This window comes from Streptomyces xingningensis (genome assembly GCF_054957865.1).
On sequence record NZ_JBDJPF010000016.1, the window covers coordinates 61,375 to 86,813 of the forward strand.

The 25,439-nt window shown below is 68.4% G+C and carries 27 protein-coding genes and 1 tRNA gene; 8 read left to right on the top strand and 20 right to left on the bottom strand.

What is annotated here, in order from left to right:
• Positions 1–4: 4 nt before the first annotated feature.
• The 6 genes from ABCR83_RS11270 to clpS form a co-directional block, all read right to left on the bottom strand.
• A complete protein-coding gene (locus ABCR83_RS11270) occupies positions 5–286 on the bottom strand; it encodes a MoaD/ThiS family protein (RefSeq protein WP_462694763.1) in 282 nt (93 codons plus the stop codon).
• Positions 287–362: 76 nt separating this feature from the next.
• Positions 363–455 carry a putative leader peptide gene (locus ABCR83_RS11275; protein ID WP_462694764.1) on the bottom strand — a complete coding sequence of 31 codons (93 nt, stop codon included), beginning with the start codon at positions 453–455 and terminating at the stop codon, positions 363–365.
• 85 nt (positions 456–540) lie between these two features.
• A complete protein-coding gene (locus ABCR83_RS11280) occupies positions 541–963 on the bottom strand; it encodes a M67 family metallopeptidase (RefSeq protein WP_462694765.1) in 423 nt (140 codons plus the stop codon).
• Between the two features lie 68 nt (positions 964–1,031).
• Positions 1,032–2,462 (bottom strand): amino acid permease, encoded by a 1,431-nt coding sequence (locus ABCR83_RS11285; RefSeq protein WP_462694806.1) that lies wholly within the window; start codon positions 2,460–2,462, stop codon positions 1,032–1,034.
• Positions 2,463–2,796: 334 nt separating this feature from the next.
• Positions 2,797–3,390, bottom strand: a complete 594-nt coding sequence (locus ABCR83_RS11290; RefSeq protein ID WP_462694766.1) for a DUF2017 domain-containing protein — start codon at positions 3,388–3,390, stop codon at positions 2,797–2,799.
• Positions 3,390–3,701, bottom strand: a complete 312-nt coding sequence (gene clpS, locus ABCR83_RS11295; protein WP_462694767.1) for an ATP-dependent Clp protease adapter ClpS — start codon at positions 3,699–3,701, stop codon at positions 3,390–3,392. The genes ABCR83_RS11290 and clpS overlap by 1 nt, the downstream gene beginning before the upstream one ends.
• A gap of 113 nt (positions 3,702–3,814) precedes the next feature.
• Here clpS and ABCR83_RS11300 point away from each other — a divergent pair, with 113 nt between their 5' ends.
• Both ABCR83_RS11300 and ABCR83_RS11305 read left to right on the top strand, forming a co-directional pair.
• The gene (locus ABCR83_RS11300) at positions 3,815–5,143 is read left to right on the top strand and encodes a nicotinate phosphoribosyltransferase (protein ID WP_462694768.1); all 1,329 of its coding nucleotides are present in this window, start codon (positions 3,815–3,817) and stop codon (positions 5,141–5,143) included.
• 119 nt (positions 5,144–5,262) lie between these two features.
• Positions 5,263–5,856, top strand: coding sequence for an isochorismatase family protein (locus tag ABCR83_RS11305; protein ID WP_462694769.1), 594 nt, complete (start codon positions 5,263–5,265; stop codon positions 5,854–5,856).
• Between the two features lie 18 nt (positions 5,857–5,874).
• Here ABCR83_RS11305 and ABCR83_RS11310 read toward each other — a convergent pair whose 3' ends face one another.
• Positions 5,875–6,207 (bottom strand): hypothetical protein, encoded by a 333-nt coding sequence (locus ABCR83_RS11310; protein ID WP_462694807.1) that lies wholly within the window; start codon positions 6,205–6,207, stop codon positions 5,875–5,877.
• Between the two features lie 413 nt (positions 6,208–6,620).
• Between ABCR83_RS11310 and ABCR83_RS11315 the strand changes: the two genes are divergently transcribed.
• Positions 6,621–6,899 (top strand): hypothetical protein, encoded by a 279-nt coding sequence (locus ABCR83_RS11315; protein ID WP_462694770.1) that lies wholly within the window; start codon positions 6,621–6,623, stop codon positions 6,897–6,899.
• Here ABCR83_RS11315 and ABCR83_RS11320 read toward each other — a convergent pair.
• Together ABCR83_RS11320 and ABCR83_RS11325 are read right to left on the bottom strand one after the other, a co-directional pair.
• Positions 6,885–7,526, bottom strand: coding sequence for an RDD family protein (locus ABCR83_RS11320; protein WP_462694771.1), 642 nt, complete (start codon positions 7,524–7,526; stop codon positions 6,885–6,887). The genes ABCR83_RS11315 and ABCR83_RS11320 overlap by 15 nt on opposite strands.
• Positions 7,527–7,628: 102 nt before the next feature.
• The gene (locus ABCR83_RS11325) at positions 7,629–8,849 is read right to left on the bottom strand and encodes an RDD family protein (protein WP_462694772.1); all 1,221 of its coding nucleotides are present in this window, start codon (positions 8,847–8,849) and stop codon (positions 7,629–7,631) included.
• A gap of 385 nt (positions 8,850–9,234) precedes the next feature.
• On the opposite strand from ABCR83_RS11325, the gene ABCR83_RS11330 reads away from it, so the two are divergent.
• Positions 9,235–9,675 (top strand): SsgA family sporulation/cell division regulator, encoded by a 441-nt coding sequence (locus tag ABCR83_RS11330; RefSeq protein ID WP_462694773.1) that lies wholly within the window; start codon positions 9,235–9,237, stop codon positions 9,673–9,675.
• 17 nt (positions 9,676–9,692) lie between these two features.
• On the opposite strand, the gene ABCR83_RS11335 is transcribed toward ABCR83_RS11330, so the two are convergent.
• Positions 9,693–11,060 (bottom strand): FAD-binding oxidoreductase, encoded by a 1,368-nt coding sequence (locus tag ABCR83_RS11335; RefSeq protein WP_462694774.1) that lies wholly within the window; start codon positions 11,058–11,060, stop codon positions 9,693–9,695.
• A gap of 130 nt (positions 11,061–11,190) precedes the next feature.
• Complete coding sequence (hppD, locus tag ABCR83_RS11340) at positions 11,191–12,336, bottom strand: 4-hydroxyphenylpyruvate dioxygenase (RefSeq protein ID WP_462694775.1); 1,146 nt, start codon at positions 12,334–12,336, stop codon at positions 11,191–11,193.
• A gap of 121 nt (positions 12,337–12,457) precedes the next feature.
• Between hppD and ABCR83_RS11345 the strand changes: the two genes are divergently transcribed.
• Positions 12,458–12,928 carry an Lrp/AsnC family transcriptional regulator gene (locus ABCR83_RS11345; RefSeq protein ID WP_462694776.1) on the top strand — a complete coding sequence of 157 codons (471 nt, stop codon included), beginning with the start codon at positions 12,458–12,460 and terminating at the stop codon, positions 12,926–12,928.
• Here the strand turns inward: ABCR83_RS11345 and ABCR83_RS11350 are convergent.
• The 7 genes from ABCR83_RS11350 to ABCR83_RS11380 form a co-directional block, all read right to left on the bottom strand.
• Positions 12,925–13,716 carry a YlbL family protein gene (locus ABCR83_RS11350; RefSeq protein ID WP_462694777.1) on the bottom strand — a complete coding sequence of 264 codons (792 nt, stop codon included), beginning with the start codon at positions 13,714–13,716 and terminating at the stop codon, positions 12,925–12,927. The two genes, ABCR83_RS11345 and ABCR83_RS11350, sit on opposite strands and share 4 nt — an antisense overlap.
• A gap of 107 nt (positions 13,717–13,823) precedes the next feature.
• The gene (locus ABCR83_RS11355) at positions 13,824–14,465 is read right to left on the bottom strand and encodes an IclR family transcriptional regulator (protein ID WP_462694778.1); all 642 of its coding nucleotides are present in this window, start codon (positions 14,463–14,465) and stop codon (positions 13,824–13,826) included.
• A 304-nt stretch (positions 14,466–14,769) separates the two neighbouring features.
• A complete protein-coding gene (locus ABCR83_RS11360; RefSeq protein WP_462694779.1) occupies positions 14,770–16,557 on the bottom strand; it encodes a DEAD/DEAH box helicase in 1,788 nt (595 codons plus the stop codon).
• Positions 16,558–16,735: 178 nt separating this feature from the next.
• Positions 16,736–18,187, bottom strand: a complete 1,452-nt coding sequence (locus tag ABCR83_RS11365) for an MFS transporter (protein ID WP_462694780.1) — start codon at positions 18,185–18,187, stop codon at positions 16,736–16,738.
• 144 nt (positions 18,188–18,331) lie between these two features.
• The gene (locus ABCR83_RS11370) at positions 18,332–19,381 is read right to left on the bottom strand and encodes a YeiH family protein (protein WP_462694808.1); all 1,050 of its coding nucleotides are present in this window, start codon (positions 19,379–19,381) and stop codon (positions 18,332–18,334) included.
• A gap of 17 nt (positions 19,382–19,398) precedes the next feature.
• A complete protein-coding gene (locus ABCR83_RS11375; protein ID WP_462694781.1) occupies positions 19,399–19,953 on the bottom strand; it encodes a cysteine dioxygenase family protein in 555 nt (184 codons plus the stop codon).
• A gap of 103 nt (positions 19,954–20,056) precedes the next feature.
• Complete coding sequence (locus ABCR83_RS11380) at positions 20,057–20,962, bottom strand: LysR family transcriptional regulator (RefSeq protein ID WP_462694782.1); 906 nt, start codon at positions 20,960–20,962, stop codon at positions 20,057–20,059.
• A 90-nt stretch (positions 20,963–21,052) separates the two neighbouring features.
• Here ABCR83_RS11380 and ABCR83_RS11385 point away from each other — a divergent pair, with 90 nt between their 5' ends.
• The 3 genes from ABCR83_RS11385 to ABCR83_RS11395 all read left to right on the top strand — a co-directional run bounded on the left by ABCR83_RS11385 (position 21,053) and on the right by ABCR83_RS11395 (position 22,985).
• Positions 21,053–21,943, top strand: coding sequence for an alpha/beta fold hydrolase (locus ABCR83_RS11385; RefSeq protein ID WP_462694783.1), 891 nt, complete (start codon positions 21,053–21,055; stop codon positions 21,941–21,943).
• 88 nt (positions 21,944–22,031) lie between these two features.
• Positions 22,032–22,103, top strand: a tRNA-Cys gene (locus ABCR83_RS11390).
• A gap of 165 nt (positions 22,104–22,268) precedes the next feature.
• Positions 22,269–22,985: a hypothetical protein gene (locus ABCR83_RS11395; protein ID WP_462694784.1), complete on the top strand. Its 717-nt coding sequence runs from the start codon at positions 22,269–22,271 to the stop codon at positions 22,983–22,985.
• A 288-nt stretch (positions 22,986–23,273) separates the two neighbouring features.
• Here the strand turns inward: ABCR83_RS11395 and ABCR83_RS11400 are convergent, their stop codons facing one another.
• Together ABCR83_RS11400 and ABCR83_RS11405 are read right to left on the bottom strand one after the other, a co-directional pair.
• Positions 23,274–23,822, bottom strand: coding sequence for a hypothetical protein (locus ABCR83_RS11400; RefSeq protein ID WP_462694785.1), 549 nt, complete (start codon positions 23,820–23,822; stop codon positions 23,274–23,276).
• Between the two features lie 20 nt (positions 23,823–23,842).
• Positions 23,843–25,366, bottom strand: a complete 1,524-nt coding sequence (locus tag ABCR83_RS11405; RefSeq protein ID WP_462694786.1) for an alpha/beta hydrolase — start codon at positions 25,364–25,366, stop codon at positions 23,843–23,845.
• Between the last annotated feature and the right edge of the window lie 73 nt (positions 25,367–25,439).

Consider the following 25,439-nt stretch of genomic DNA (forward strand, 5'->3'; position numbering starts at 1 on the left):
TGCCTCAGGCCATGCCGCCGGCGACCGCCGGCAGGATGGTGACGCTGTCGCCGTCGCCGAGTTGGGTGGCGAGGCCACCGAGGAAGCGGACGTCCTCGTCGTTGAGGTAGACGTTCACAAAGCGGCGCAGCTCGCCGCCGTCGTCGACCAGGCGCTCGCGGATGCCCTTGTGGCGGGTCTCCAGGTCCCGGAAGAGCTCCTCGATGGTGGCACCGCTGCCCTCGACGGTCTTCTGGTCGTCGGTGTAGGTGCGGAGGATGGTCGGGATGCGGACCTCGATGGCCATGGATGTATTCCTGTCGGAGTGCGGAAGGGTGGCGGTGGTACGCGTGGGACAGCGGGGGCGCCCGGCACCGCGGCCGTCATGCCGCGCCGGCGAGACGGCACAGGTCGATGTGCAGGCGGGTGACCAGCCGGACACCCGGCGTCCGCTCGCTCACGTCCTGGAGAACCATGGGCGCATGGTATCGATTCCCCGTGCGCGGCCCGTATGTTCGTCCCGCTATCCGGACGGCCTTGTCTCAGCTGTCAGTACGCCGGTCAGTACGCCGGGACGACCCTGACCTCCTCCTCGGTGACCTGGCCGTCCAGGATGCGGTACGAGCGGAACTGGAAGGGCCCCGCGTCGTCGGTGTCCGCAGTGGAGACCAGGACGTAGTGGGCACCGGGTTCATTGGCGTAGGAGATGTCGGTGCGGGAGGGGTAGGCCTCGGTCGCGGTGTGCGAGTGGTAGATGATCACGGGTTCCTCGTCGCGGTCGTCCAGTTCGCGGTAGAGCTTGAGGAGGTCCGTGGAGTCGAACTCGTAGAAGGTGGGCGAGCGGGCGGCGTTGAGCATCGGGATGAACCGCTCGGGGCGGCCGCTGCCGGCCGGGCCGGCGACCATGCCGCATGCCTCGTCGGGGTGGTCGGCGCGGGCGTGCGCGACGATCTGGTCGTACAGGGCCTGGGAGATGGTCAGCATGCGGCCAGCATAGGCAGCGGGCCCGCTCGCGCCCCAAGGGGTGCGAGCGGGCCCTGCGGGAGGCCGGATCAGGCGACCGTGTCGACCTCGGGGACCTGCGCCGAGTAGTCCTTGCGCGCAAAGGCCTGCGGGTTGCGGGCCTTGAGCACGAAGTAGGAGCCGACCATGAGGGCGCCCCAGATCGGGGCGCAGTAGAGCGAGATCCTGGTGTCCTTGTCGATGCCCATCAGCACGATCACCATGCCGATGAAGGCAAGCGCGAAGAGGCTGGTCCAGGGTGCGCCGGGGGCCTTGAACTCCGACTGCGGCAGCTCTCCCCGGTCGGCCTTGCGGCGGTAGCGGAGCTGGGAGATCAGGATCATGATCCAGGCCCACATGCCGGAGATGGTCGCGAAGGACACCACATAGGTGAACGCCTCGCCCGGCCACTGGTAGTTGATCCACACACCGACGAGCATCAGCGCGGCGGAGGCCGTGGTGCCGCGCAGCGGCAGGCCGTTCCTGGTGAGCTGCCCGAAGAACTTCGGACCCTGGCCGTTGAGCGCGAGGTCCCGCAGCATGCGGCCGGTGGAGTACATGCCGGAGTTGCAGGAGGACAGCGCCGCGGTGAGCACCACGAAGTTGACGATTCCGGCACCGCCCGGCAAGCCGATCTTCTTGAACGCCTCGACGAAGGGGCTGGTCCCGGATATGAACTCGGTCCATGGGACCACGGACAGGATGATGATGAGCGCACCGATGTAGAAGACCGCGATCCGCCACGGGACGGTGTTGATCGCCTTGGGGAGGGTCTTCTTGGGGTCCTTGGCCTCGCCCGCGGTGACACCGACCAGTTCGACGGCCATAAAGGCGAACATCACGATCTGCAACGTCATCAGGGTGCTCTTGATGTCGTTGGGGAAGAAGCCGCCGTGCGACCAGAGGTTGCTGACGGAGGCGGTGTCACCGGCCTTGGAGAAGCCGAGGGTGAGCACGCCGATGCCGATCAGGATCATGCCGATGATGGCGGTGACCTTGACCATGGAGAACCAGAACTCCAGCTCGCCGAAGAGCTTTACCGAGATCAGGTTGGCGAGGTAGAGGACGACCGTGAAGCCGAGGGCGGAAGCCCACTGCGGGACGTCGTGCCACCACCACTGCACATAGGTGGCGGCCGCGGTGACCTCGGTGATGCCGGTGACGACCCAGAACAGCCAGTAGGTCCAGCCGGTCACATATCCCCAGAAGGGGCCGAGGAATTCCCGGGCGTAGTCGGAGAAGGAGCCCGAAACCGGGCGGTACATGAGCAGCTCGCCGAGCGCGCGCATGATGAAGAAGATGACAAGGCCGGCTATCGCATAGGCCAGGATCAGGCTGGGGCCCGCCTTGTGAATGGCCGTACCGGCACCGAGAAAGAGGCCGGTGCCTATCGCGCCGCCAATGGCGATCATTTGGATCTGTCGGTTGCCCAGCCCCCGCTGGTAACCCTCGGAAGCATCCTGTCCGCTTCCGTCCCGCATCTCGGCATCGCCTGAGGTGCGGTCCGCGACCTGCTCAGAGGTCATGTATGGAACGCCTTTCTCCATACCGATCCGGCCGTTCCGGATCGGGTTCCGATCCCCCCGGATGGAGTCCTGCGCAGCCGACGGTCGGTCGGCTCAGCGTTCCTGCCGCGACATGGGTGGCGTCACAGAGGCAGGTCGTAAGGGTTTATCACGGTTAACAGCTAGATCGCTTGTTCGAACTATGGTGCAGGTCACAGGAAATTTAGGACAAACGTAATAAGCATCCTCAATAGCCGCCACTGCGGTGATGGGATCGTTATCCGGACTGGAGTGTTCGTTATGCGAACACTCAGGACATCAGCGCCTCGACAAGCGTCTCCTGGAGCCCCCCGAGCCAGAGGTACGCCATCACCATCGGCTTGCGCGGATCGTCGTCCGGCAGCCGGAACAGCGCCTCGCCGTCGTCGTCCTCCGTGATCTCCAGCCGGGTCCCGATCGTCAGCCGCAGATCATTGAGCGCGCCGAGCCACTGCCGCGCCTGCTCCGGCGCCAGCCGCAGCACCGCCGCCTGGTCACCGGCCACCGTCAGCGAGTCCAGCGAGCGGACCACGCCAAAGGCGTCATCCCGCTTGCGGGCCCGCAGGTCGTTCTCGGTGTAGCGGCGGAATTCCGCGGCATGGGCGCGCGCCTGGCGGTCCTGCTCGGCGCCGGGCGTGCCATAGGCGTCCGGGAAGAGCCGGGCGAGCGCCGGGTCGGCGGGCGGCTCGCTGGGCCCCTCGGCGAACAGCCGGGCGAGCGGATCGGCGGACTCCGGGCCGTGCTCGTCCCCCGGCCCGATCAGCTCGAGCAGCTGCACGGCCAGGGTGCGCAGGATGGAGATCTCGACCTCGTCCAGGGCAAGGGCGGCCCCGCCGCCGGGAAGCGGCTCGAAGTGCCCGGCCATCAACGGTCCTGCGTCAGGGTCGCCCACAGGCCGTATCCGTGCATCGCCTGCACGTCGCGCTCCATCTCCTCGCGGCTGCCGCTGGAGACGGTGGCGCGTCCCTTGTGATGGACATCGAGCATCAGTTTGCGGGCCTTGTCCTTGGAGTAGCCGAAGTAGCTCTGGAAGACATACGTCACATAACTCATGAGGTTCACGGGGTCGTTGTGGACCAGGGTTACCCATGGGACGTCGGGCTCCGCCACCGCGAAAGGTGACTCACCCGTCTCGGGACGTTCGATCTCCACCGGCGCAACACTCACGGTTTCCATGCTGCCACTCGGGGTCGGGCTCCGCACAAACGACCCCCGGAAATCGTCACTCTGACGAGTATTCGCGGTAGCATCCCAGCCGGAACCAGCACGGAAATGCGAGGTAGGGCCAAGTGAACGCTGCGGACCTGGGACTGCCGGTGGCTGTGCCGTCGACCGCCCTCTTCACCGACCGGTATGAACTCACGATGGTGCAGGCCGCGCTGCGGGCCGGCACCGCCGACCGCCGCTCGGTGTTCGAGGTCTTCACCCGCCGGCTGCCCGAGGGCCGCCGCTACGGCGTGGTCGCGGGCACCGGCCGAGTGCTGGACGCCGTGGAGAACTTCCGCTTCGACCCGGCCGTCCTGCAGTTCCTGGCCGAGCACCGGATCGTGGACGAGCCGACCCTCGGCTGGCTCGCCGACTACCGGTTCCGCGGTGACATCTGGGGCTACCCGGAGGGCGAGGTGTACTTCCCGGGATCGCCCGTCATGCGGGTCGAGGGCACCTTCGCGGAGGCGGTGCTGCTGGAGACGGTGATCCTGTCGATCCTCAACCACGACTCGGCGGTCGCGGCGGCCGCCTCCCGGATGTCGGTCGCGGCGGGCGGGCGGCCGCTGATCGAGATGGGCGCCCGCCGCACCCATGAACTGGCGGCCGTCGCCGCCGCCCGCGCCGCCTATGTGGGTGGCTTCGCCACCACCTCGGACCTCGCCGCCGGATTCCGCTACAACATCCCCACCGTCGGCACCAGCGCGCACGCCTTCACCTTGCTGCACGACAGCGAACGCGACGCCTTCACGGCGCAGGTCGATTCACTCGGAGGAGCGACAACGCTGCTCGTCGACACCTATGACGTGACCGAGGCGGTCCGGATGGCCGTGGAGGTCGCCAGCACCGGTCTGGGCGCGGTCCGCATCGACTCCGGCGACCTGCTGCTGCTCGCCCACCGGGTGCGGGCGCAGCTGGACGAGCTGGGCGCCACCAACACCAAGATCGTGGTCACCAGCGACCTGGACGAGTACGCCATCGCCTCGCTGGCCGCCGCACCGGTGGACGCCTACGGCGTCGGCACCCAGCTGGTGACCGGCAGCGGGCACCCCACGTGTTCGATGGTCTACAAGCTGGTCGCCCGCGCGGACGGCCCGGGCCCCGACGCGGCGCTGCGGCCCGTCGCCAAGAAGTCGATGGGCGGCAAGACCTCCATCGGCGGCCGCAAGTGGGCCGCCCGCCGGCTGGACGCCGACGGCGTCGCCGAGGCGGAAGTGATCGGCACCGGCCCGGTCCCCGCCGAGCTGGCCAACCGACAGCTGCTGGTGGAGCTGGTGCGGGCGGGCAGGGTCGTCGCCCGCGAGCCGCTGGACGTGGCCCGGGACCGCCACACGGCAGCCCGCAGGCTGCTGCCGATGTCGGCGACCCAGCTCTCGCGCGGCGAGCCGGTGCTGCCCGCCGAATACCTCTGACCGCCGCCCGGGGCGGCACCAGGGGGTGCCCTCCCATAACCGCACGGGAGTCACTACCCTCGGTCACAGGAGACGATCCGCACCGTCGGCCGAGGGCCCTTCCGCAAAGGATCCGCACCATGCACCGAGCACTGATCATCGTCGACGTGCAGAACGACTTCTGCGAGGGCGGCGCCCTCGCGGTGGCCGGCGGCGCCGACGTGGCCGCGGCCATAACCGACCTGGTGGGCAACGCCTCCTCGGCGTACGACCACATCGTGGCCTCCCGCGACTTCCACATAGACCCCGGGGACCACTTCTCCGACCACCCGGACTACGAGCACTCCTGGCCCGCCCACTGCGTGGCGGGCACCGAGGGCAGCGGTTTCCACCCCAACCTGGCGCCCGTCGTCGCCTCCGGGGCCCTCGACGCCGTCTTCGACAAGGGCGCCCATGAGGCCGGATACAGCGCCTTCGACGGCGCCGACGAGAATGGCACCACCCTGCAGCACTGGCTGCGCGAGCACGGGGTGACCTGGGTGGACGTGGTCGGCATCGCCACCGACCACTGCGTACGGGCCACCGCGCTGGACGCCCGGCGAGCGGGCTTCGACACCGAGGTGCTGCTCGACCTGACCGCCGGGGTCGCCCCGCACACCACCAAGCGCGCGCTGGAGGAGATGGACCAGGCGGGCGTCCGCCTGACCGGCAAGCCGGTGGTGATCTCGGGCTGAACCCCCGCCCTGGGGGGACTACACCGCCCCCAGCGGTCTTCGCCGCAGCAGAGTGGCTATCGGATGCCAGGACTCCGTGTCGTCATCCGGCGCCGAGCGCCACACCAGCCCGTCCGGATGGTAGAGCGCGGCGCTTATCTCGTCCGGTGTCGGCGGCTCGCTGTTGCCGCGCAGATAGACCGCGCGCAACCCGAGGTTGCGCAGCCGGGTCAGGGCACGCTGCCGGTTCCCCGCATGCACCAGGACCCGTACCCGAGTGCCCGGCAGCACACTGCCACCGGGCGGGCTGGGCAGCGACACGGCAACGATCATGCTGCCGTCCGGAAGCCTGGAAAAACCACCGCCTGCCATCCGCATCACCCTTCTCCACCGCACCGGTGTCAATAAGAACACCACCACCTGCATCTAAACGCGGTCGACCTCAGGCCGCCAGGGGTTTCCCCAAAAAACACCGCTGACCTGCAGCAACACCTACCGCTAGGTGATCATGACGCCGGCCCATATCATCGAGGCCGCCCACCCGGCCCGGCGATATGGGAGCGGGTGTCAGTAACGTCCGGTACGGGCGTCGGACTACGCGGGCGCGTTTGCCCCGCCCCCCGGACGGGGCGATGGCCTCCGTGCGCCCCTGATGCTCCCGGCCCGGCCGCTAAGGGCGCGCTTACTACCCGTTCCGGCCGGGCAGACAGGACCGTAGAGTCTTTTTGCGGTTCTTCCCTGTCGGCTCTGCACCCCACATCGATGCCCCGAGGACGGATCCCGTCATGCCGCGTCCGACTTCCGCACAAATCGCCTATGGCTCGGCCACCGTAGTGTTCTCGACTCTCGCCATGCTGCTGCTGTCGCAGACGAGGTCGGGCATCGGAGTCGCAGTCGTCGCCCTGGGCGCCCTGGCCCTCGGGCTGCTCGTCGCCGTCACCGTGCCCATGCCGCGCAGGAGTTCACACACCGTGGCACGCGGCGCCTCGCCGGCCCCGCAGCACTCGGCGGTGCGCACCGAGTCCGCCACGGCCAGGATGAGCGAGCACTCACTGCCCGGGTGAGACCGAAACCACCACGGTCTTGGCCGCCTTGTCGTGGATGCACTGGTGGTAGGGCTTGTCCCAGGTGCACCACAACACATTGACCAGCCAGAAGACAAAGCCACAACAGGGCACGATCTGCGGCAGGTTGTAGACCGCGGCCCGGGTCCAGCCCGGCGTGCCCTCGGGCGAGGCCCCGTTCTCGAGCAGCGCCACCCGGATCCTCATCGCCATCTTGCCCACCGTCTGCCCCCGCGTGGTGAGCATCAGCCCCTCGTAGACGAAGTACACGACGGAAATGAGCATCCCCAGCCCGGCGTTCTTGGTCTCGTCGTGGGACGGGTCCCAATTGCTCCAGGCGAAGGCCGAGAAGACCAGGCTGACCGGAATGGACACCAGCAGGCCGTCGATGATCCGGGCGACCAGCCGCTTGAACCGGTTCGCCAGCGGCGGCATGCCCGCCAATGGGTCGGCGGCACCATGCTGGTCGCCATAGGGATTCGCCGGACCACCGCCATACGGACCACCGCCGTATGGACCACCGCCGGCCGGACCACCGCCGGCCGGGCCCCCGTACGGCGGGAGGTCGCCCGGCGGCCTCTGCCGGAACGGATCGTCGTCGCCGCCCTGCGGCTGATCGGTGCTCATGGCCCGAGTAGAACCCAGCCCCGGGGCCGCCGCATCCGCCCGTATGCCGTTCGAGTTGCCCGGCCCCCCGCTCAGCGGTGGCGTCCCGCCGGGCGATCCCGCTCAGCTCCCGGCCGAGGCCACGAACGTACCGGCCGCCTTGTCGTGCCAGCACTGCCGCCAGGGCCGGTCGAAGAGGCACCACAGCGCATTGAGGACACCGATCGCGAGGACCCCCAGCAGTCCGTAGACCAGCCAGCGGCGCAGCGCGGCCCCGAATGAGGGGGTGTCATGCGACTCGATGCCGAGGACCCGGACCCCGCACAGCCTCTTGCCCGGTGTGCGGCCCCACTTGGCGGTCGGCAGTGCCTCGTACAGCACTCCGGCGATCAGCAACACGGCCAGCACGATGGCCAGATAGCCGCCGGTGGTGCCGTCGAGCAGCCAGACGGTCACGGTGCGGCCGGAGTGCCTGGCCTGCTCCACCTTGGCGTCGATGTGCGCGACGGCCTTGTTCCACAACGGCACGGCGACGGCGCTCACCGCGCCGCCCAGCACCACGGTGTCCACCAGCCGCGCGGCGAACCGCCGGCCGAGCGGGGCGGGGCGGCCCTCCTGCTGGGCGAAGGGATTCGCGGCGGGCGGCTTCCATGGCGCGGGCGCCGACTCGGCCATCCCCGGCAGTGGTTGGGACGGGTGCTGCGGCTGGGGCTGCGCGGCCAGCTGCTGCACCTGCTGTGCCCAGCCGACGGGCTGGGGCCGGGCGGCGGGGGCGGCGGAGGGCCGGGGTTCCGGCTCCCGGTGCGGTGCCTCGACGGGGGCGGCCTGTCCACGGGTGTCGGGCCAGGGCCGGGGGATGAAGGACTCGGCGGGGGCGGTCACCGGCTGCGCGGCCCTGCGGGGTGCCGGTGTGCCGCCGAACCCGGGTGGCGCGGCCTGCTCCGGCAGCCGGGGGTCACGGATCCGGGGTGCGCCCGGCGCCGCCGCACCGCCGCCCCAGCCGTCGCCCGGCCAGGCCCCGCCCGCCGGGGCGCCCGGACCCGGTGGCTCCGGTTCCTCGTCGAGGAACACCGGCCCGGTCTCCTCCGGCAGCGGCCCGCCGGGGTGCGCGGCCCGCTCGGTGCGGGGCACCGGCGGCCTGGGCGCGGCGACCGCGGGCAGCGACGGCGCGGCCGGCCCCGGCGGCGGCCCGGGCATGGGCTCCCCCTCGGCGGGGGCGGGCCGGCTGGTGCCGGGCACCCAGGCGGTGCCGCTCCAGTAGCGGATATAGCCAGGAATGGACGGGTCCGGATAGTAGCCTCCGCGGGGGCTGCTGTCGGCGGATCCCGAGATGGGTGCGCTCATGGTCTCCGGTGTCCCGTATCTGCTCGGCCGTACTGGGATGTCTGGCAGTCTGCCGCACGCGTTCGCGTCATGTCAGGTGACTGCCCGTCATGCGAACCGCTCCGGGGCCCGCTGCCTGTGACCGTTCATGGGTTCAATGCGCAAAAGACAACCCGGGGCGCAGCCAACAGGTCTACCAGACGGCCCTCCTCCGTGTGGCCGTCACGCCGACGGGACCACTCACACGTGCGACCGGAGAGTGCGTCGATGCCGCGGCGGGGGAGAAGTTCGTCCCACAGGTGCGAAGTCGCGTCATGATGCGGGGTCAGTGCGCTCTGTCCAGTGCCGGCCCGATCGAGCCGGGCCGCGTACCGGGCAGTGGAACAGAGTGGAGAGGGCGCACTTCATGCACACCGTGGTGGAACGAGACCTGGAGGTCGCTCTGGTGCTGTCGCCGGAGCACAGCATTCCGGTGCCGGCCCGGCTGTCCTATCGGAGCGACGATCCGTACGCCGTGCGGTTCACCTTCCATGTCTCCTCGGACTCCCCGGTCAACTGGACCTTTGCGCGTGAGCTGTTGACGGAGGGCCTGCGCAGGCCGTGCGGACACGGCGACGTACGGATCTGGCCGGGCCGGGCCGGGGGCCGGGCCGTGGTGTGTGTGGCGCTGTCGTCGCCGGACGGCCAGGCGCTGTTGGAGGCTCCGGCCCGGGTGCTGTCCTGCTGGCTGGACCGGACGCTGCGGCTGGTGGCCCGGGGCGAGGAGCGCGACCGGCTGGCGCTGGACGAGGCGGTACGGGCCTTGCTGGCGCCTGCGGCGGGCGACGACCAGGAGGGTGTCCTATGACAGGACCTTTCCCGGATTCACAGGACCTTCCCCGGATTCAGCAGCCCCAGCGGATCGAATACCGCCTTGATCCCGCGCTGCAGTTCCATCGCCACCGGCCCGGCCTCCCGGGCCAGCCAGTCCTTCTTCAGCAGGCCGACCCCGTGCTCGCCGGTGATCGTCCCACCGAGCTCCAGCCCCAGGGCCATGATCTCGTCGAAGGCCTCCCGGGCCCGCCGCGCCTCGTCGGGGTCGGCGGGGTCGAAGCAGACGACGGGATGGGTGTTGCCGTCACCCGCATGAGCGCAAACGCCAATGGTGAGGCGGTGTTTGGCAGCGATGGCGGCGGTCCCGTCGAGCATGGCGGCGAGCTTGCCGCGGGGCACACAGACATCGTCGATCATCGTGGCGGGCCGGAGGGTCTCCAGGGCGGTGAGCGAGAGCCGGCGGGCCTGGAGCAGCAGGTCGGACTCGGCGGCGTCCTCCGCCGGAACCACCTCCAGGGCCCCGGCCCCGGTGCACAGTCCGGCCACGGCCGCGAGGTCCGGACCGGGGTCGGGGGTGTCGAAGCCGACGAGCAGCAGGGCCTCGGTGGCCTCCGGAAGGCCCATCTTGGTCATGGAGTTGACGGCCTGGACGGTCGTCCGGTCCATCAGCTCCAGCAGCGAGGGCGCATGCCCCCGCGCCATGATCCGCCGGACGGCCTCACAGGCGGTGGCCGTGGACGGGAACTCCGCGGCCAGCACCAGCTGTTGGGACGGTGCGGGCCGGAGCGCCAGCACGGCCCGCACCACCACGCCGAGGCTGCCCTCGGAGCCGACGAGGAGACGGGTGAGGTCATAGCCCGCGACGCCCTTGGCGGTACGGCGGCCGGTGGTCAGCAGCCGTCCGTCGGCGAGGACCACGTCCAGCCCCAGCACATACTCCGCGGTGACCCCGTATTTGACGCAGCACAGGCCGCCGGAGGCGGTGCCGATGTTGCCGCCGATGGTGCACTGCTCCCAACTCGACGGATCCGGCGGGTAGCAGAGGCCGTGGTCGCCCACCGCACGGGAGAGCACCGCGTTGACGACGCCGGGCTCGACCACCGCGATCCGCTCGACCGGATCGATCTCCACGATCCGGTCCATCTTGACCAGGGAGAGCACGATGCAGCCCGGCACCGCGTTGGCCGCGCCGGACAGCCCGGTACGGGCACCCTGCGGGACCACCGGGACGCGCAGCGCGGTGGCGGTGCGCATGATGTGCTGCACCTGCTCGACCGTGCGCGGCAGCACCACCACCGCGGGGGCGCCGGCAGCGCAGAAGCTCGCCATGTCATGGGCATAGGAGGCAAGGACATCCGGATCGGTGATGACCGCTTCAGCGGGAAGTCCTTCGCACAGCAGCCGGATCAGATCACCCATGCGCTCACCCTGCCATCCCGTGCCCGGCAACGGAAGATCGTGAACGCACCACGGCCCCGCCTGGGCGGGGCCGCGGTGGGTGGGGGGTGGTGCGCCGGGGCTGACCGGACCAGCCCTTCCGGACGAGCCCTTAAAGATTGCCCCGCTTCTCCTGCTCTCGCTCGATCGCCTCGAAGAGCGCCTTGAAATTGCCCTTGCCGAAGCCCATGGAGCCATGCCGCTCGATCATCTCGAAGAAGACGGTCGGGCGGTCCTGCACCGGCTTGGTGAAGATCTGCAGCAGATAGCCGTCCTCGTCACGGTCGACGAGGATCTTCAACTCACGCAGCGTCTCGACGGGAACGCGGGTCTCCCCGGCCCACTCGCCCAGGGTGTCGTAGTAGGAGTCGGGGGTGTCCAGGAACTGGACGCCCGCCGCCCGCATGGCCCGCACCGTGGCGACGATGTCGTTCGTGGCCAGCGCGACATGCTGCAGCCCCGGCCCGCCGTAGAACTCCAGGTATTCGTCGATCTGCGACTTCTTCTTGGCGATCGCGGGCTCGTTGAGCGGGAACTTGACCTTGCGGGTGCCGTCCGCGACGACCTTGGACATCAGCGCCGAGTACTCGGTCGCGATGTCGTCGCCCACGAACTCCTTCATGTTCGTGAAGGCCATCACCTTGCGGTAGAAGCCGACCCACTCGTCCATCCGGCCGAGTTCGACGTTCCCCACACAGTGGTCGATCGCCTGGAAGTTGCGCCGGGCCGGCGGCTCGACGATCGGGTCGGCGGCGACGAATCCCGGCAGATACACACCGTCGTAACCGGTGCGCTCCACCAGGGTGTGCCGGGTCTTGCCATAGGTGGCGATGGCGGCGAGCACCACCGTGCCGTGCTCGTCCTTCAACTCATGCGGTTCCTCAAGGCCCTTGGCCCCGTGCTCCACCGCATAGGCGTACGCGGCCCGGGCGTCCGGCACCTCGATCGCCAGGTCCACGGCACCGTCGCCATGCTCGGCGACATGCCCGGCCAGGAAGCGGCCGCGCTCGCTGGTGGCCTTGATGACGGTGGTGAAGACAAACCGGGCGGCGCCCGACTCCAGGACATAACTCGCCGTCTCCCGGCTGCCGTTCTCCGGTCCGGAGTAGGCGACCAGCTTCATGCCGAAGGCGGTGGAGTAGTAGTGCGCGGCCTGCTTGGCGTTGCCGACGGCGAAGACGACCGCGTCCATTCCCTTGACCGGGAAGGGGTCTGCCTGCCGAGCGGTGTGGGGAGTGTGATCCGTGGTCTGCGTCATGGGCGCAGCGTCTCGCCGATCCACAAGGTGCGCAATAGTTTGCGTTTTTCCTGGGCATCATGCATAACACAAGCCCAGAATCACCGGACGTTCTGTACATGATGACCACGAAGGGCTGGCCATGGCGATCGATCGTTTGGACGGCAGGCTGATCGAGCTGCTGGCACAGGAGCCGCGCATCGGCGTCCTGGAGGCGTCCCGGCGCCTCGGGGTGGCCCGCGGCACGGTACAGGCACGGCTGGACCGGCTGCAGTCCCAGGGGGTGATCCGGGGCTTCAGCCCCGATGTGGACCCGGCGGCCCTGGGCTACCCGGTGACCGCCTTCGCAACGCTGGAGATCAAACAGGGCCAGGGCCCGGATGTACGGACCCACCTGGCAACGGTCCCCGAGGTCCTGGAGCTGCACACCATCACCGGCCATGGCGACATGCTGTGCCGACTGGTCGCCCGCTCCAACGCGGACCTCCAGCGGGTGATCGACCGGGTGGTGGGGTTCGACGGCATCATGCGAGCCTCCACGGCGATCGTGATGGAGAACGCGGTGCCGCTCCGCGTCATCCCGCTGGTGCGCCAGGCCTCACAGGATCATTAGCAACTGGGAACTCGCCCACCGGCCCCCAGAGCCCTCAGCGACGCCACCGCGTCCTGGAGCTTGCCGACCGGGATCAGGCGCATCCCCTTCGGAAGCTCGGCCTTGGCGTCCGAGCACTCCGCCTTGGGAACGAGAAAGACGGTCGCCCCGTCTCTCCCCGCCGCCTGCGTCTTGAGCGCGACACCCCCGACCGCGCCCACGGTACCGTCCGGATCGATGGTCCCGGTGCCCGCGATCGTCCGCCCACCGGTCAGGTCACCGCCCCGGCCGTCCCCGTCGACCTTGTCCACGACACCGAGCGCGAACAGCAGCCCCGCACTCGGCCCGCCCACATCCGCCAGGCTGAGTTCGACCTTGACGTCCCTGGGCGAGCGGTGCAGATAGTTCAGGGCAGCCCGCCCGGCGGCGTCCTGCGACTTCTTCATCTCCGCCACATTGTGCTGCTCGACTTCCTTGTCCGACTGGCCGGCCGGATACACCGAGTCATGCGGCATCACCGCCCGGTCCCCGCGGAACCAGCCGCTGACCACATCGCTCAACCCGATGTCCGCATGCGGACCGGTGGCCAGGATCGTGGTCATGCGCAGCTGCCCGCTGGTCCTGCGGGTCCCGGCACCACTGATGGTGATCACCGGCTTCTGCTGATCGCTCCCCAGCACATTCACGGTCGTGCCGGGCTGCGCGATCGCGAACGGCAGCGGCGCGAACCCGGCAATCGCGAGCAGCGCGACGACAGGCACGGCACAGAGGGCGAGCGTACGGGCACGGCGGGATGGAGCGGCTGGCATGCAGTGACCCTAACGCGGGTGCGGGGCGCTGCGCTGGCCGGGCTGTGGTGCGGGGCCGTTGTCGGGTGCCAGGTGCCGGGGCCGGGGCCGGGGGCCCTGGGCAGCCGTTACCGGAGCGCGGCCGCGACCTCCTTGGCGGCCTCCATCACCCGCGCCCCCACTCGTTGTGGCACGGCGTCGGCCAGCATCACCACCCCCACGCTTCCCTCGATCCCGCTCACCCCGATCAAGGGCGCGGCGGCGCCGCTCGCTCCGGCCTCCAGCTCGCCATGGGTCAGCGCGTACCCGGGGTTGCCGGCCTCACCCCGGCGCGCGGCGAGTATCGCCCGCCCTGCCGCACCGCGGTCCAGGGGATGCCGGAACCCGGCACGGTAGGCCACGTGGTAGTCGGTCCAGCTCGGCTCGACAACGGCCACCGCGAGCGCCTCCGCCCCGTCCACCAGCGTGAGGTGGGCGGTGGCCCCGACGTCCTCGGCCAGCGCCCGCAGCGCGGGCAGGGCCGCCTCCCGGACGAGCGGATGCACCTGCCTGCCCAGCCGCAGGACCCCGAGGCCCACCCGGGCCCGGCCGCCGATGTCACGGCGCACCAGCTCATGCTGCTCCAGCGTGGCGAGCAGCCGGTAGACGACCGTGCGGTTGACACCGAGCCGGGCCGACAGCTCGGTGACGGTCAGGCCGTGATCGGTGTCGGCGAGCAGTTTGAGGACGCGCAGTCCCCGGTCGAGCGTCTGCGAAGTCTCCGCGGTCACGACGCCCCCTCCTCCGATGAATGGCGAGCTCTCATCGCGGTGGGGTTGCGCCGCCGTTCCCGTCCGGCAGCGCGCGAGGAGAGGCCGCCGGAATGAAACCGGCCGCGCTCCGCGGCGGCGCTGCCACGGGGCGTGTGCGTGACCGCACGCTAGCGAGCGGGTCCGCTCTGCGGAAGAGTCTGCCCACGATTCGGTCTTCGCGCACAGGATTTCGCCATCCCGCAGCTCGGCCGCCCCGCCCGCGCCGGGCGCCGCCGGCCCCCCGGCACCCAACAACGCACCGACACCCCAGCCAAGCGCAGCGTCACCGCATCCGCGTGGCCCACTCCCGCACCTTGTTGATCCGCTCGGTCAACTGCCCCGCCGTGGCCTCCGCACTGGGCGGCCCCCCGCACACCCGCCGCAGCTCCGTATGGATCACCCCATGCGGCTTGCCGCTCTGATGCACATAAGCCCCCACCAGGGTGTTCAACTGCTTGCGCAGCTCCAGCAGTTCCTTATGCGTCACCACCGGCCGCCGCTCCGCCGGAATCTCCAGCAGATCCGCCTCCGCATCCGGCTTCCGCCGACTGTGCGCGATCTGCCTGGCCTGCCGCTTCTGCAGCAGCAGTTGCACCTGATCGGGCTCCAGCAGCCCAGGGATACCGAGGTAGTCCTGCTCCTCCTCGCTCCCCGGATGCGCCTGCATCCCAAACTCGGCACCGTCGTACAGCACCCGGTCGAACACGGCATCCGACTCAAGTGCCTCAAAGGGCAGCATGTCCTGCTCGCCCGTGTCCTCGTCCTGCTGCTTGTTCGCCTCGTCCATCTCCTTCTCGGACTCGGCGTACGGGTCCTCCTCGCCCTCCTTCTTGGGCTTGTCGAGGACGTGGTCGCGCTCGACCTCCATCTCGTTGGCGAAGGTCAGCAGGGTCGGGATCGTCGGCACGAAGACGGACGCCGTCTCCCCCCGCCTCCTCGACCGCACAAACCGCCCCACCGCCTGCGCGAAGAACAGCGGCGTGGAGATCGTCGTCGCATACACACCCACCGCCAGCCGTGGCACGTCCACGCCCTCGGACACCATGCGGACGGCGACCATCCACCGCGAATCGCCCTGCGAGAAGTCGTCGATGCGCTGCGACGCGCCCGAGTCGTCGGAGAGCACCACCGTCGCGCCCTCCCCGGTGATCTCACGGATCAGCTTCGCGTAGGCCCGCGCCGCGTCCTGGTCCGTCGCGATCACCAGCGCACCCGCGTCCGGGATCGACTTCCGCACCTCGGTCAGCCGCTGGTCCGCCGCGCGCAGCACATTCGGCATCCAGTCGCCGCGCGGATCCAGGGCCGTACGCCACGCCTGGGAGATCGCGTCCTTGGTCATCGGCTCGCCGAGCCGGGCCTCCAGCTCATCGCCCGCCTTGGTGCGCCAGCGCATATTGCCGCTGTAGGAGAGGAATATCACCGGCCGGACAACCCCATCGGCGAGGGCGTTCCCATATCCGTAGGTGTAATCGGCGGCGGACCGCCGAATCCCGTCGTTGCCCTCCTCATAGGCGACGAACGGGATCGGATTGGTGTCCGACCGGAACGGCGTACCAGTCAGCGCGAGCCGCCGGGTGGCCGGCTCGAATGCCTCCAGGCAGGCCTCGCCCCAGGACCTGGAGTCCCCGGCATGGTGGATCTCGTCCAGGATGACCAGCGTCTTGCGCTGCTCACAGCGGTTGCGGTGCAGCATGGGCCGTACGCCGACACCGGCATAGGTGACGGCGACGCCGTGGTACTCACGGCCCAGCGGCCCGGCGCTGTACTCCGGGTCGAGCTTGATCCCGATCCGGGCCGCGGCCTCCGCCCACTGCTTCTTCAGGTGCTCGGTGGGCGCGACCACGGTGACCTGCTGGACCACATGGTGGTGCAGCAGCCAGGAGGCGAGGGTGAGCGCAAAGGTGGTCTTCCCGGCGCCGGGGGTCGCGACGGCCAGGAAGTCGCGCGGCTGTTCCTGGATGTACCTGCCCATCGCGCCCTCCTGCCAGGCGCGCAGCTTGTTGGCGGTACCCCAGGGGGCCCGCCCGGGGAAGGCGGGCGAGAGGTGGTGGTTGGCGGTGGTGGTAGTCACGGTCTCCGTCTGGGGGCACCCCCGGCGGTAGCCGGGGGAGAGTCGGCGGTCGGCAACCGCGTCAGCCTACCCGGGCCGTCCTTCACACCACCGGGCTACGCCCCGCCCTCACCCCTGGGTGGGATCCACGTCACACACCACCCACCCGCCGAAGCTGCACAGGCCCCTCGCACACCCCTTAGTCCCCCCGCGGCCGCAGCCGCGTCGCCACAAAGGCTCCGGCCAATGCCACTCCGGCCATCGCGGCGAACACCGCCGCGAACGCCCCGTGCGGCGCCGCCACCTCTCCAACTGCCCCGTCCACCGCGGCCGTCGCCCCGCCGAACGCACCGAAGAGAACCCCGCTCACCCCCACCAGCATGATGTTGCCGAGCGCGTCCGAAACCTGCAGCGCGGCCGCGTTGACGCCCTCCTTCCCGGCCGGGGAGAGCTCGAGCGTCAGCACGCTCGTGCTGCCGATGGTCAGCCCCATCCCATATCCGCCGAGGACCCATGAGGCGGCGACCGCCCAGGAGGGAACCCCATCGATCAGCACGCTCGTCACCAGCGCGATGGACCCGGCGATCAGCACCATTCCCAGGCAGATCAACTGCCGCCGGTACGGCTCCAGTCGGGTCCGGCTCTGGGTGAACGAGCCGACCGACCAGGCCAGTCCGCCACCGGTGAGGGAGAGGCCGGCCATCGTCGCCGAGAGATGCCGCTCGGTCACCAGCATCAGCGGAATGAAGGACTCCGCGGCGAGGAAGGAGCCGGCGGCCAGGCCGCGCAGCAGCACCACCGAGGGCAGGCCCCGGACCGCCCGGAAGGTGCCCTTGGGCAGCAGCCGGACTATCGACGGCACCAGCAGGGCGAGCCCGACGGCCGCGGGCAGCAGCGCGAGCCACTCCCGGTCCTGCCCGGCGAACTGCAGCAGCCCGGCACCCGCCGCGACGACCAGCGCGAGCACGATCCGCCGCCGGTCGATGGACTCCTTCCGCCCGCCGGGCGGAAGCTTCCGCAGCGCCGGCAGCATCACGGCGAGCGGCAGCAGGATCAGCACCGGGATCGCCAGGAACACCCAGCGCCAGCCCAGCTGTTCGGCCACCGTCCCGGCGATCACCGGGCCCACCAGCACCGGCAGCACCCAGGCAGCCGAGAACGACGCCATCACCTTGGCGCGCAACCGGTCCGGATAGGCCCGCCCCGCCACCACATACAGAGAGACCACGACCAGTCCCCCGCCCAACCCCTGGATCGCCCGCGAGGCCACCAGCATCCACATCTGCTGGGACGCGCCCGCGAGGAGCAGGCCGGCACCGAAGGTCGCGATGCCGGTGAAGAGCGGGGCCAGCGGACCGGACCGGTCGCTCCACTCTCCCGAGAGCGTCATGGAGAACAAACTCGCCGTGAAGTAGGCGGAGAAGGCGAAGGCATAGAGCGCGACGCCGTCGAGCGCGCGAGCCGCGACGGGCATCGCGGTGGTGACCGCGGCCGCCTCGAACGCAATCAGCGAGACAACGGAGATGATGCCCAGGGTCAACGCGCGGTAGCGGCGCCCCAGTACGCCCCCGTCGGCATCGGGATCCGGCTCGACCGCGACGGCGTGGGTTACGGAGGGGGGTGAAGGGGGTATGGAGTCGGATGCGGTCATAAAAGCGAGCGTAAAAAGTTCATCAGCAAACGCCATCTGCCAAGCGACCGGAATCACATCGTCTATCGGACCTAGGACCTGAGGTCGGCCCGCGGCCGACCCTGGCCCCGGCCCCGAACTCGGCCATCAAGCCCAATCCGGCCGTCAAGTCGTGAGCAGCACCCCCGCGTACGACGCCCCGGCGATCACCACCCAGGAGCACAGTCCCAGCACGGCGACCCGCCCCCCGGTCCGGGTCAGCGAGGGCAGGTGCACCGCGCTGCCCAGCCCGAACAGGGCCGCGGCGAGCAGCAGTTCCTGTGCATGCTGTGCACCGTCCAGCACCGCGCCCGGCACCCGCCCGGTGCTGCGGACGGCGACCATGGCGAGGAAGCCGAGGACGAAGAGGGGCACCAGCGCGGGCCGCCTGCCCGCAGCCGGCGTGCTCCGGCGCCGGCTGCGCACCGCCATGGCCACCGCCGCGACCAGCGGCGCCAGCAGCGCCACCCGCATCAGCTTGACCAGGACCGCCTCGCCGAGCGCCGCCGGCCCGGCGGTCTGCGCGGTGGCGACCACCTGCCCCACATCGTGCACACCGGCACCGGCCCAGCGGCCGAACTGACCGTCGTCGAGTCCCAACGGGTGGTGCAGCAGGGGCAGTACGGCGATGGCGAGCGTGCCGCACAGCGTCACCAGCGCCACCGAGGTCGCAATGTCCTCCTCGTCGCTGCCGGACACCTCGCCGACCGCCCCGATCGCGGAGGCACCGCAGATCGAGTAGCCGGTCGCGATCAACAGCGGCTGGTCACCGCGCAGTCCGAGCCGCCGCCCCAGCCACAGCGTGCCGAAGAAGGTGGCGACCACGACCGCGAGCACCATGCCGACCGTCGCCCAGCCGAGCCCCAGCACATCGTGCAGGCCGAGCTTGAGCCCGAGCAGCACGATGCCGATCCGCATCAGCCGCTTCCCGGCCAGTGTCAGGCCGGGCCGCCCGACGCCGCGCACCCGGGTCCGTACGCCGGGCAGGTGCGCGGCGGTGATGCCCAGCACCACGGCGGCGGTGAGCAGCGGGACGGCCGGTACGAGCCGGTGCACCGCCCAGGCAAGCCCGACTCCGACGGCGGCCATGGCGAGCCCGGGGAGGCTGCCGGGCGGGGCCGGGGCCCGGGTGGCGGCCCTCGCGCCCACGGCCGCCCCGGCCCCGATCACCGCCATGCCCCGCTGACGCGCCGTCACAGCCGGTCGGCCGGCAGGTCGTAGACCCGCCGCACACTGCTGCCCAGGCGGGCTACGTCCGCTCCATAGACATGGAGGGAAATGGCCGTGGACGAACAGGAGTTGCGCACCCGGTGGATGTCACCGGGCGGCGCAAAACCGCAGACCTCGCCCTGGGCGTTGACCACGTCCTCGGTGGCGATCAGCCGGGCGGTCGTGCCGTCCGGGACCAGCCGGTAGCGGCGTTCGCTCTCCTCGCCCTGGTGCACTCCGGTCACACACCAGGAGACATGGTCGTGGATGCGGGTCTGCTGTCCGGGCAGCCAGACGAGGGCGACGACCGAGAAGCTGCCGTCCGGTTCGGCGTGCAGGATGTGCTGGCGGTAGTGCCCGGGGTCGCCTGCGCACTGTTCATCGGTGAGCAGGTCGTCGGCGCCGAGATGGACCGCGAGCCGCTCGCCGACCAGGTAGGCCGTGGTGTCGGGCGGCAGGCCACGGCCCACCGCCTCGCGGATCTCGTCGACGAGCACGCCGAGGCGGGCCGTTGTCAGGGGTGCGGTGGGGGTGCTCATATCCGCAGCGTCGGGCGCCTGATCCATCACGTCCAACGACAGTCTGTTGACCGGATCCCAACCCGCGCTTATGGATCCGTCCCCTCATCCCCTCATCCCTGGTTCAGCAACCGACCCTTCGGCCCGCCGCCGTCTTGAGCTCGTTGAGGACGAGCGCGGTGGCCGGAATGCGCAGGTGCTCGCGGAGTACATACGCCGAGACCTGACGGCGCGAGGCCGGATCCAGCGCCCGTCCGGTGATCTTGTCGTGGCGCAGGAAGGAGAGCACCAGCCCGGGCATCATCGCCACCCCGAGCCCCTCCGCCACCAGTGACTGGACCACCAGGTTGTCGTCCGTGGTGAAGGCGATGTCCGGCGCGAACCCCACCTCCGCGCACTCGTGCAGGAAGTTGGTCCGGCACCGCAGACAGCCCGCGATCCACCGCTCGCCCGCCAGATCGGCGAGTTTGACGGACCGGCGGCGGGCCAGTGGGTGCCCGATCGGCAGCAGCACCGTCAACTGGTCTTCCAGCAGCCGTATCTCCGCCAGCTCCTCCGGAACCTCTTCGTGCAGGCCGGGATAGGTGAACGCGAGCGTGATGTCGCACTCGCCGCGCACCAGCCGGCGCAGCGACTCCGGCGGCTCGTCCTCCAGCAGATCGACCCGCACCCCCGGGTGCTCGGCCGCCAGCCGCACCAGCGTCTCCGGTATCAGCGTGGCGCCCGCGCTGGGAAAGGCGCACACCCGCACCTTCCCGGCCTGCAGCCGGGTCAGCGAACTCATCTGCTGCTGGGCGACGGTGAGGTCGTCGAGGATCGTCTCCGCATGGCGGGCCAGCAGCTCCCCGGCCTCGGTCAGCCGCATCGCCCGGCCCACCCGGGTGAACAGCGGCGTGCCGACCGACCTTTCGAGGGCCTTCATCTGCTGGGTGATCGCGGGCTGTGTATAGCCCAGTGCGCGGGCGGCCGCCGAATAGGACCCGGCCTTCACCACCGCATGGAACGTCCTGATGTGCCGGGAGTCGAACACGCCGCAATCATAAGCACAATTTAAGGCAGTGGGGCGATTGCCCTGGAGCCGCTTCTGGATCGCATCCGCAACACCGGTCAATCTGAACCCATGCCCCATACCTACACTTCCTATGACACAGCGGAACTCTCCTATCACATCCTCACCTCTCGCGACGGCGGAGCGGCAGCCCCTCCCCTGGTCTGCCTCGCCGGCGGCCCGGGCCGCGACGCCGCCTACCTCGGCGACCTGGGCGGCCTGGACGCCCGGCACACCCTCGTCATCCCCGACAGCCGCGGTACCGGCGCCTCACCACCGGCCACCGACGCCCGCGGCTACGCCTTCCCCGCCCTCGCCGAGGACCTGGAGTCCCTCCGCACCCATCTCGCCCTGGACCGCTTCCCCCTGCTCGCCCACGACGCCGCCTGCGCCACCGCCCAGGCCTACGCGGCCTCGTACCCCCACCGCCTCAGCCACCTCGTCCTGGTCACCCCGGGCTCCCGCCTCCAGGGCGAACTCCCCACCGACGCCGAGGAGATCTTCGAATCCCGCGCCGCCGAGGACTGGTGGGTGGACGCCTATGTGGCCGTCCACTCCCTCCCCGAGATCCACGACTTCGCCGAGGCCCGCACCCTGCTGCTGCGCGCGGCCCCCATGGCCTACGGCCGCTGGGACACCCCCCAGCGCACCCACGCGGCCACCGAACCCCACCAGCTGCACCCCGTCCCCCGCATCGGCTTCTGGCAGGGCGTCGACGACCCCGCCCGCCTGGCCATCCTGACCCGGCTCCGCGACGTGGCCTGCCCCGTCCTGGTCATCACCGGCCACCGCGACGCGGTGACCGGCATGCGCGCCGGCGAACTGGTCGCCGCCTCCTTCCCGGGCGCCCGCACCCGGGTGCGGACCCTGTACGGGGTCGGGCACTACCCGTGGGTGGACGAACCGGAGATGTTCCGCCCCCTGGTCGAGGAGTTCCTCGCGGAAGGCTCCCCAGCTCCATGAACGCCGCATGTCAGCCATATGACACCACCCGATCCCCCATTGCCGCCCTCCACCGAGCACCCTATGGTCGTCAGAGAGCGCACAACACGGCCGTGTGCCCGAGTGGTTGAGGGACTCGCCTGCAAAGCGAGTTACGCCGGTTCGATTCCGGTCACGGCCTCCGCCCCGAGGTGCCCGATCGCGGCTTCACCACCGCGACCGGGCACCTGGCATGCAGCTTCGCCGTGAGCACTCGCTGCGCCATCCATGTCACTGTCCGGTAGCCGCTTGCAGACAACCCTGCGCATCCACAGCGGACGTTGGCGAGGGGACGTTGGCGAGCTCCGTGAACGACAAGGAGCGTGCCGCGACGTTCATGGAGCAGCACCTGCTGCCGGACATCCAGGCTGCGAGCTGTAAGGCGGAAGGTGGCGGTGGGGTGCATCCGCCCCTGGTCAATTCTGCGGGCCCGTGGTCGAGCGTGCTGAAGCCGGACATCAGGCTGAGGGTGCTGTTGTACCGTGCAACCAGACATCAACAGGGTGATTCGATGGGCCTTTTCGACAAGCTGACCGGCACCAAGCATCCCGATGATGGGGTCCCACCACGTTCCGCCGTGGAGATCCGGGCCGCGCTACTTGCGCTCAACGCGCCGGACATGCCGTGGGCCGTCCGCGACGCCGTTCCCGAGGAACGTGCCGACCTGGTGGCGGAGTGGCGGGTCCTAGAACCCGCCTTGCGCATGTTCTTCCGTCGAAACCAACTGGACCGGACCCTCAAGACCCGGATGCGTCTGATCCCGGAGAACCATGAGGTCCGCGCCCTCGACGAGCAGTGGCAGCTCACATGGGTCGGGGACACGCCCAGGCTGGCACGATCGCGCGAGTACTCACGTGGGCAGGTCAGCATGGTGTCGCGGCACTGGGTGGTCGAGCGGGGAGCCGATGGCCACCTGCGCAAGACAGAGATATTCCGCTTCGACCCCGCCGAGATGAAGATCCCCCTGCAAAATGTAGTCCTCGGCGCGGGATGGACCTGGCGCGGAGTGGTGTTCAAACTGTGACCGGCCGCTAGGACAGCGGGGCCAGTTGTCATTCCTCCGAGTCCGCGTAGAGACCAACTCCCCGCCCCTGAGCCAGCTGACCGGAACGGACCCGTACAACGAATTTGTACGAGCGCACGTGCCGGTCAACGCCATATAGCGTTCACGTCCGTTGGCGCGCCAACGGTTAGATTCACCCCACTTAAACGGAGGTTCGAGCGCCAAACGCTCGGCACATGAGCACAGTAGGGACAGCCCACGCTCCCATACCGTCCGTTCAAGCAAATCTACGATATCTGCTCCTGGTGCCTACAATTCCTTCTGCTCCACCCCAGGTGGCAGAAGGCAAGGCGTAATGATACTGAACAGAAGAGACTCAGGGAGCTTATGTCCCTCAACACGGATGCCGAAATCTTTCTCTGGGCTGCGGGCATCCATTATTACAGAGGGATTTGCTTTTGCGTCATTTTGGAAACCCAGGATTTCATACCCACGCTCTTCAAGAGATTTCCTGATCGTCTCGACTGCCTTCAGTTGCCTATCCTTGACGAGCGCGACACGTGCATAGTAGTAGAGGTTATAGCGACCGTCGTCAACGATCTCATCATTCCTGCCAACGCAATCAAAGAAGTGAGACCTTATAGTTTCGGGGGAAATATTCACACCAACATCTCGCGCCATGGATTCAGTGAAATGTTTCGCCCAAGATTGGGCATCTGTCTTGCTCATCCGAGGAAGCGGATCGTTCTTGCCGCTGTCCGATGACATACACCCTCCCACCAGAAAAGAAGCAAGTAAAACCAGAATGATACGCGAGAGCGCGGCAGGAACTTTCAGCGCCCCAAATAAGGTTGACACTATGCTCCTCTATCGAATCACTACCCGTTCTGAAGGTTGGGTTTCTGCCCGGCAATAATGGCACCCAGATTCGATAGCCCGGCACTTCCTTGGTTGAAATAACTACCATGATCCCCTGGGTCCACAACAATCCGCTGGGCTCCAAACATTGGGTGCATCGGATCCATCCCAAGCGTGAGATCAGAAAAATACTTGGGAATGGGATCATTGGGAGATCTTCCAACGTATACATGAGAAGGATCAATGTGGAATTGCCTGGCATTTACTGTATGGCTGCCCATGCCAGGACTCCCTACAGCAACGATGTCATCGGCCCCCAAGCCATCCCCTCTTCGAGCAGCTTCACCGACCACTGTTGATCCGTAGCTATGGCCAATCACCGTGACATGATTTGATCCGCCGTCATGAGCTGCTCGGGTTCCCAAGACGAATTTCTGCAGATCTTCGGCACCATTAACTGCTCGGTTTGGGAGCGTAACGCTCGGGTCCAATGTTGGCGCGTTGTATCCGAGCCAAAATACCATGGCCACTTTGCCGTTGGCGCTTCTCCCCGACGCTACCTCTTGCAGAAGATCAAGGCGATTTAACTGGCCAGCGACCTTGTCCATCGTCGTGCCGGTTCCGGGCACCAATATGCCGGTATGAGCAGCGGCATCCGGGTTCCCCATGGCAATGACCGCCTGCCCGTTGGTGTGCGAATTAAAGCCCAAAAGATAGAGCTTCTTGTCGGCGTCATCCGTTGCGTGACGATCAAGAACATCCTGGAGAACTCGTAAGTTATGGTAACGCGAGTCCAGGATCGCAGTACTTGAAATTCCATGCTGATGGGCAGTGACAAAATCAGGGTCATCGAGCCTTTCGCTCAGAAAGATTCGATTTGCATCATCACGAATCGCCGCCGGCAGCCCATTCGTCTTACCGATCAAATCAGGATAAAATAACACGTAATCGCGTTGCTGCTCTTGACTAAGACCTGCCCACCATTTAGCTGCTGCCTTTGCATCGTTCCCAGGTGGCCTTGGCTCCTGTACGCCCATTATTTGCATTGCTGCCCGGGTTCGCACGTAAGCCTCATTCAAGGCATGAGGTTTGTGTGCCGCCAAGGCGTCGCCCTGCACCCTGCTGAGGGCCCACTCGCCTTTATGGTCTGCTTCTTTGGCCTGCTCCAACACCTTCTGTATTTCTTCCCGATACCCGCCAAGCTGACTGCTGTACTTCTGCAGTTCTGCTTGAGAATCCGGGTCGTTAGCATTCAGATGCTCAACTGCCTTAGGCGGGCTCACCAAGCCATTGTCGTCAACGGAATATCCATGAGCCTCCGCTTCTCGCACAACGTTACGTAACCTACGTTGTGCAGACCCCAGCTCATTATGGACTTTGGAGAGCACGACACTAATTGCCTGAGTTTCGATTCGCGCGATAACTAAGCGATCCTCAACGCTCGACAGAAACATAAATCCCGAAGTCGCCGATTCACCTTCCCACTTAGACTTTCGAAGCGGTCCAGTCACCTGACTCTGGTGGTTTGTGTGGGCATCTTTCATCTCCTCTGACAGAGTACGCCATCTATTGACTGCGTCTTCAAGGTCGTTTAAATTGAGTCTCCACAAGAGACCG

Excerpts from the sequence above, each read along its gene's own strand:
- ABCR83_RS11270 (WP_462694763.1), bottom strand. The coding sequence starts at position 286 with ATGGCCATCGAGGTCCGCATCCCGACCATCCTCCGCACCTACACCGAC.
- ABCR83_RS11275 (WP_462694764.1), bottom strand. The coding sequence starts at position 455 with ATGGTTCTCCAGGACGTGAGCGAGCGGACGCCGGGTGTCCGGCTGGTC.
- ABCR83_RS11280 (WP_462694765.1), bottom strand. The coding sequence starts at position 963 with ATGCTGACCATCTCCCAGGCCCTGTACGACCAGATCGTCGCGCACGCC.
- ABCR83_RS11285 (WP_462694806.1), bottom strand. The coding sequence starts at position 2,462 with ATGCGGGACGGAAGCGGACAGGATGCTTCCGAGGGTTACCAGCGGGGG.
- ABCR83_RS11290 (WP_462694766.1), bottom strand. The coding sequence starts at position 3,390 with ATGGCCGGGCACTTCGAGCCGCTTCCCGGCGGCGGGGCCGCCCTTGCC.
- clpS (WP_462694767.1), bottom strand. The coding sequence starts at position 3,701 with ATGGAAACCGTGAGTGTTGCGCCGGTGGAGATCGAACGTCCCGAGACG.
- ABCR83_RS11305 (WP_462694769.1), top strand. The coding sequence starts at position 5,263 with ATGCACCGAGCACTGATCATCGTCGACGTGCAGAACGACTTCTGCGAG.
- ABCR83_RS11310 (WP_462694807.1), bottom strand. The coding sequence starts at position 6,207 with ATGGCAGGCGGTGGTTTTTCCAGGCTTCCGGACGGCAGCATGATCGTT.
- ABCR83_RS11315 (WP_462694770.1), top strand. The coding sequence starts at position 6,621 with ATGCCGCGTCCGACTTCCGCACAAATCGCCTATGGCTCGGCCACCGTA.
- ABCR83_RS11320 (WP_462694771.1), bottom strand. The coding sequence starts at position 7,526 with ATGAGCACCGATCAGCCGCAGGGCGGCGACGACGATCCGTTCCGGCAG.
- ABCR83_RS11325 (WP_462694772.1), bottom strand. The coding sequence starts at position 8,849 with ATGAGCGCACCCATCTCGGGATCCGCCGACAGCAGCCCCCGCGGAGGC.
- ABCR83_RS11330 (WP_462694773.1), top strand. The coding sequence starts at position 9,235 with ATGCACACCGTGGTGGAACGAGACCTGGAGGTCGCTCTGGTGCTGTCG.
- ABCR83_RS11335 (WP_462694774.1), bottom strand. The coding sequence starts at position 11,060 with ATGGGTGATCTGATCCGGCTGCTGTGCGAAGGACTTCCCGCTGAAGCG.
- hppD (WP_462694775.1), bottom strand. The coding sequence starts at position 12,336 with ATGACGCAGACCACGGATCACACTCCCCACACCGCTCGGCAGGCAGAC.
- ABCR83_RS11345 (WP_462694776.1), top strand. The coding sequence starts at position 12,458 with ATGGCGATCGATCGTTTGGACGGCAGGCTGATCGAGCTGCTGGCACAG.
- ABCR83_RS11350 (WP_462694777.1), bottom strand. The coding sequence starts at position 13,716 with ATGCCAGCCGCTCCATCCCGCCGTGCCCGTACGCTCGCCCTCTGTGCC.
- ABCR83_RS11365 (WP_462694780.1), bottom strand. The coding sequence starts at position 18,187 with ATGACCGCATCCGACTCCATACCCCCTTCACCCCCCTCCGTAACCCAC.
- ABCR83_RS11370 (WP_462694808.1), bottom strand. The coding sequence starts at position 19,381 with ATGGCGGTGATCGGGGCCGGGGCGGCCGTGGGCGCGAGGGCCGCCACC.
- ABCR83_RS11375 (WP_462694781.1), bottom strand. The coding sequence starts at position 19,953 with ATGAGCACCCCCACCGCACCCCTGACAACGGCCCGCCTCGGCGTGCTC.
- ABCR83_RS11385 (WP_462694783.1), top strand. The coding sequence starts at position 21,053 with ATGCCCCATACCTACACTTCCTATGACACAGCGGAACTCTCCTATCAC.
- ABCR83_RS11405 (WP_462694786.1), bottom strand. The coding sequence starts at position 25,366 with ATGAAAGATGCCCACACAAACCACCAGAGTCAGGTGACTGGACCGCTT.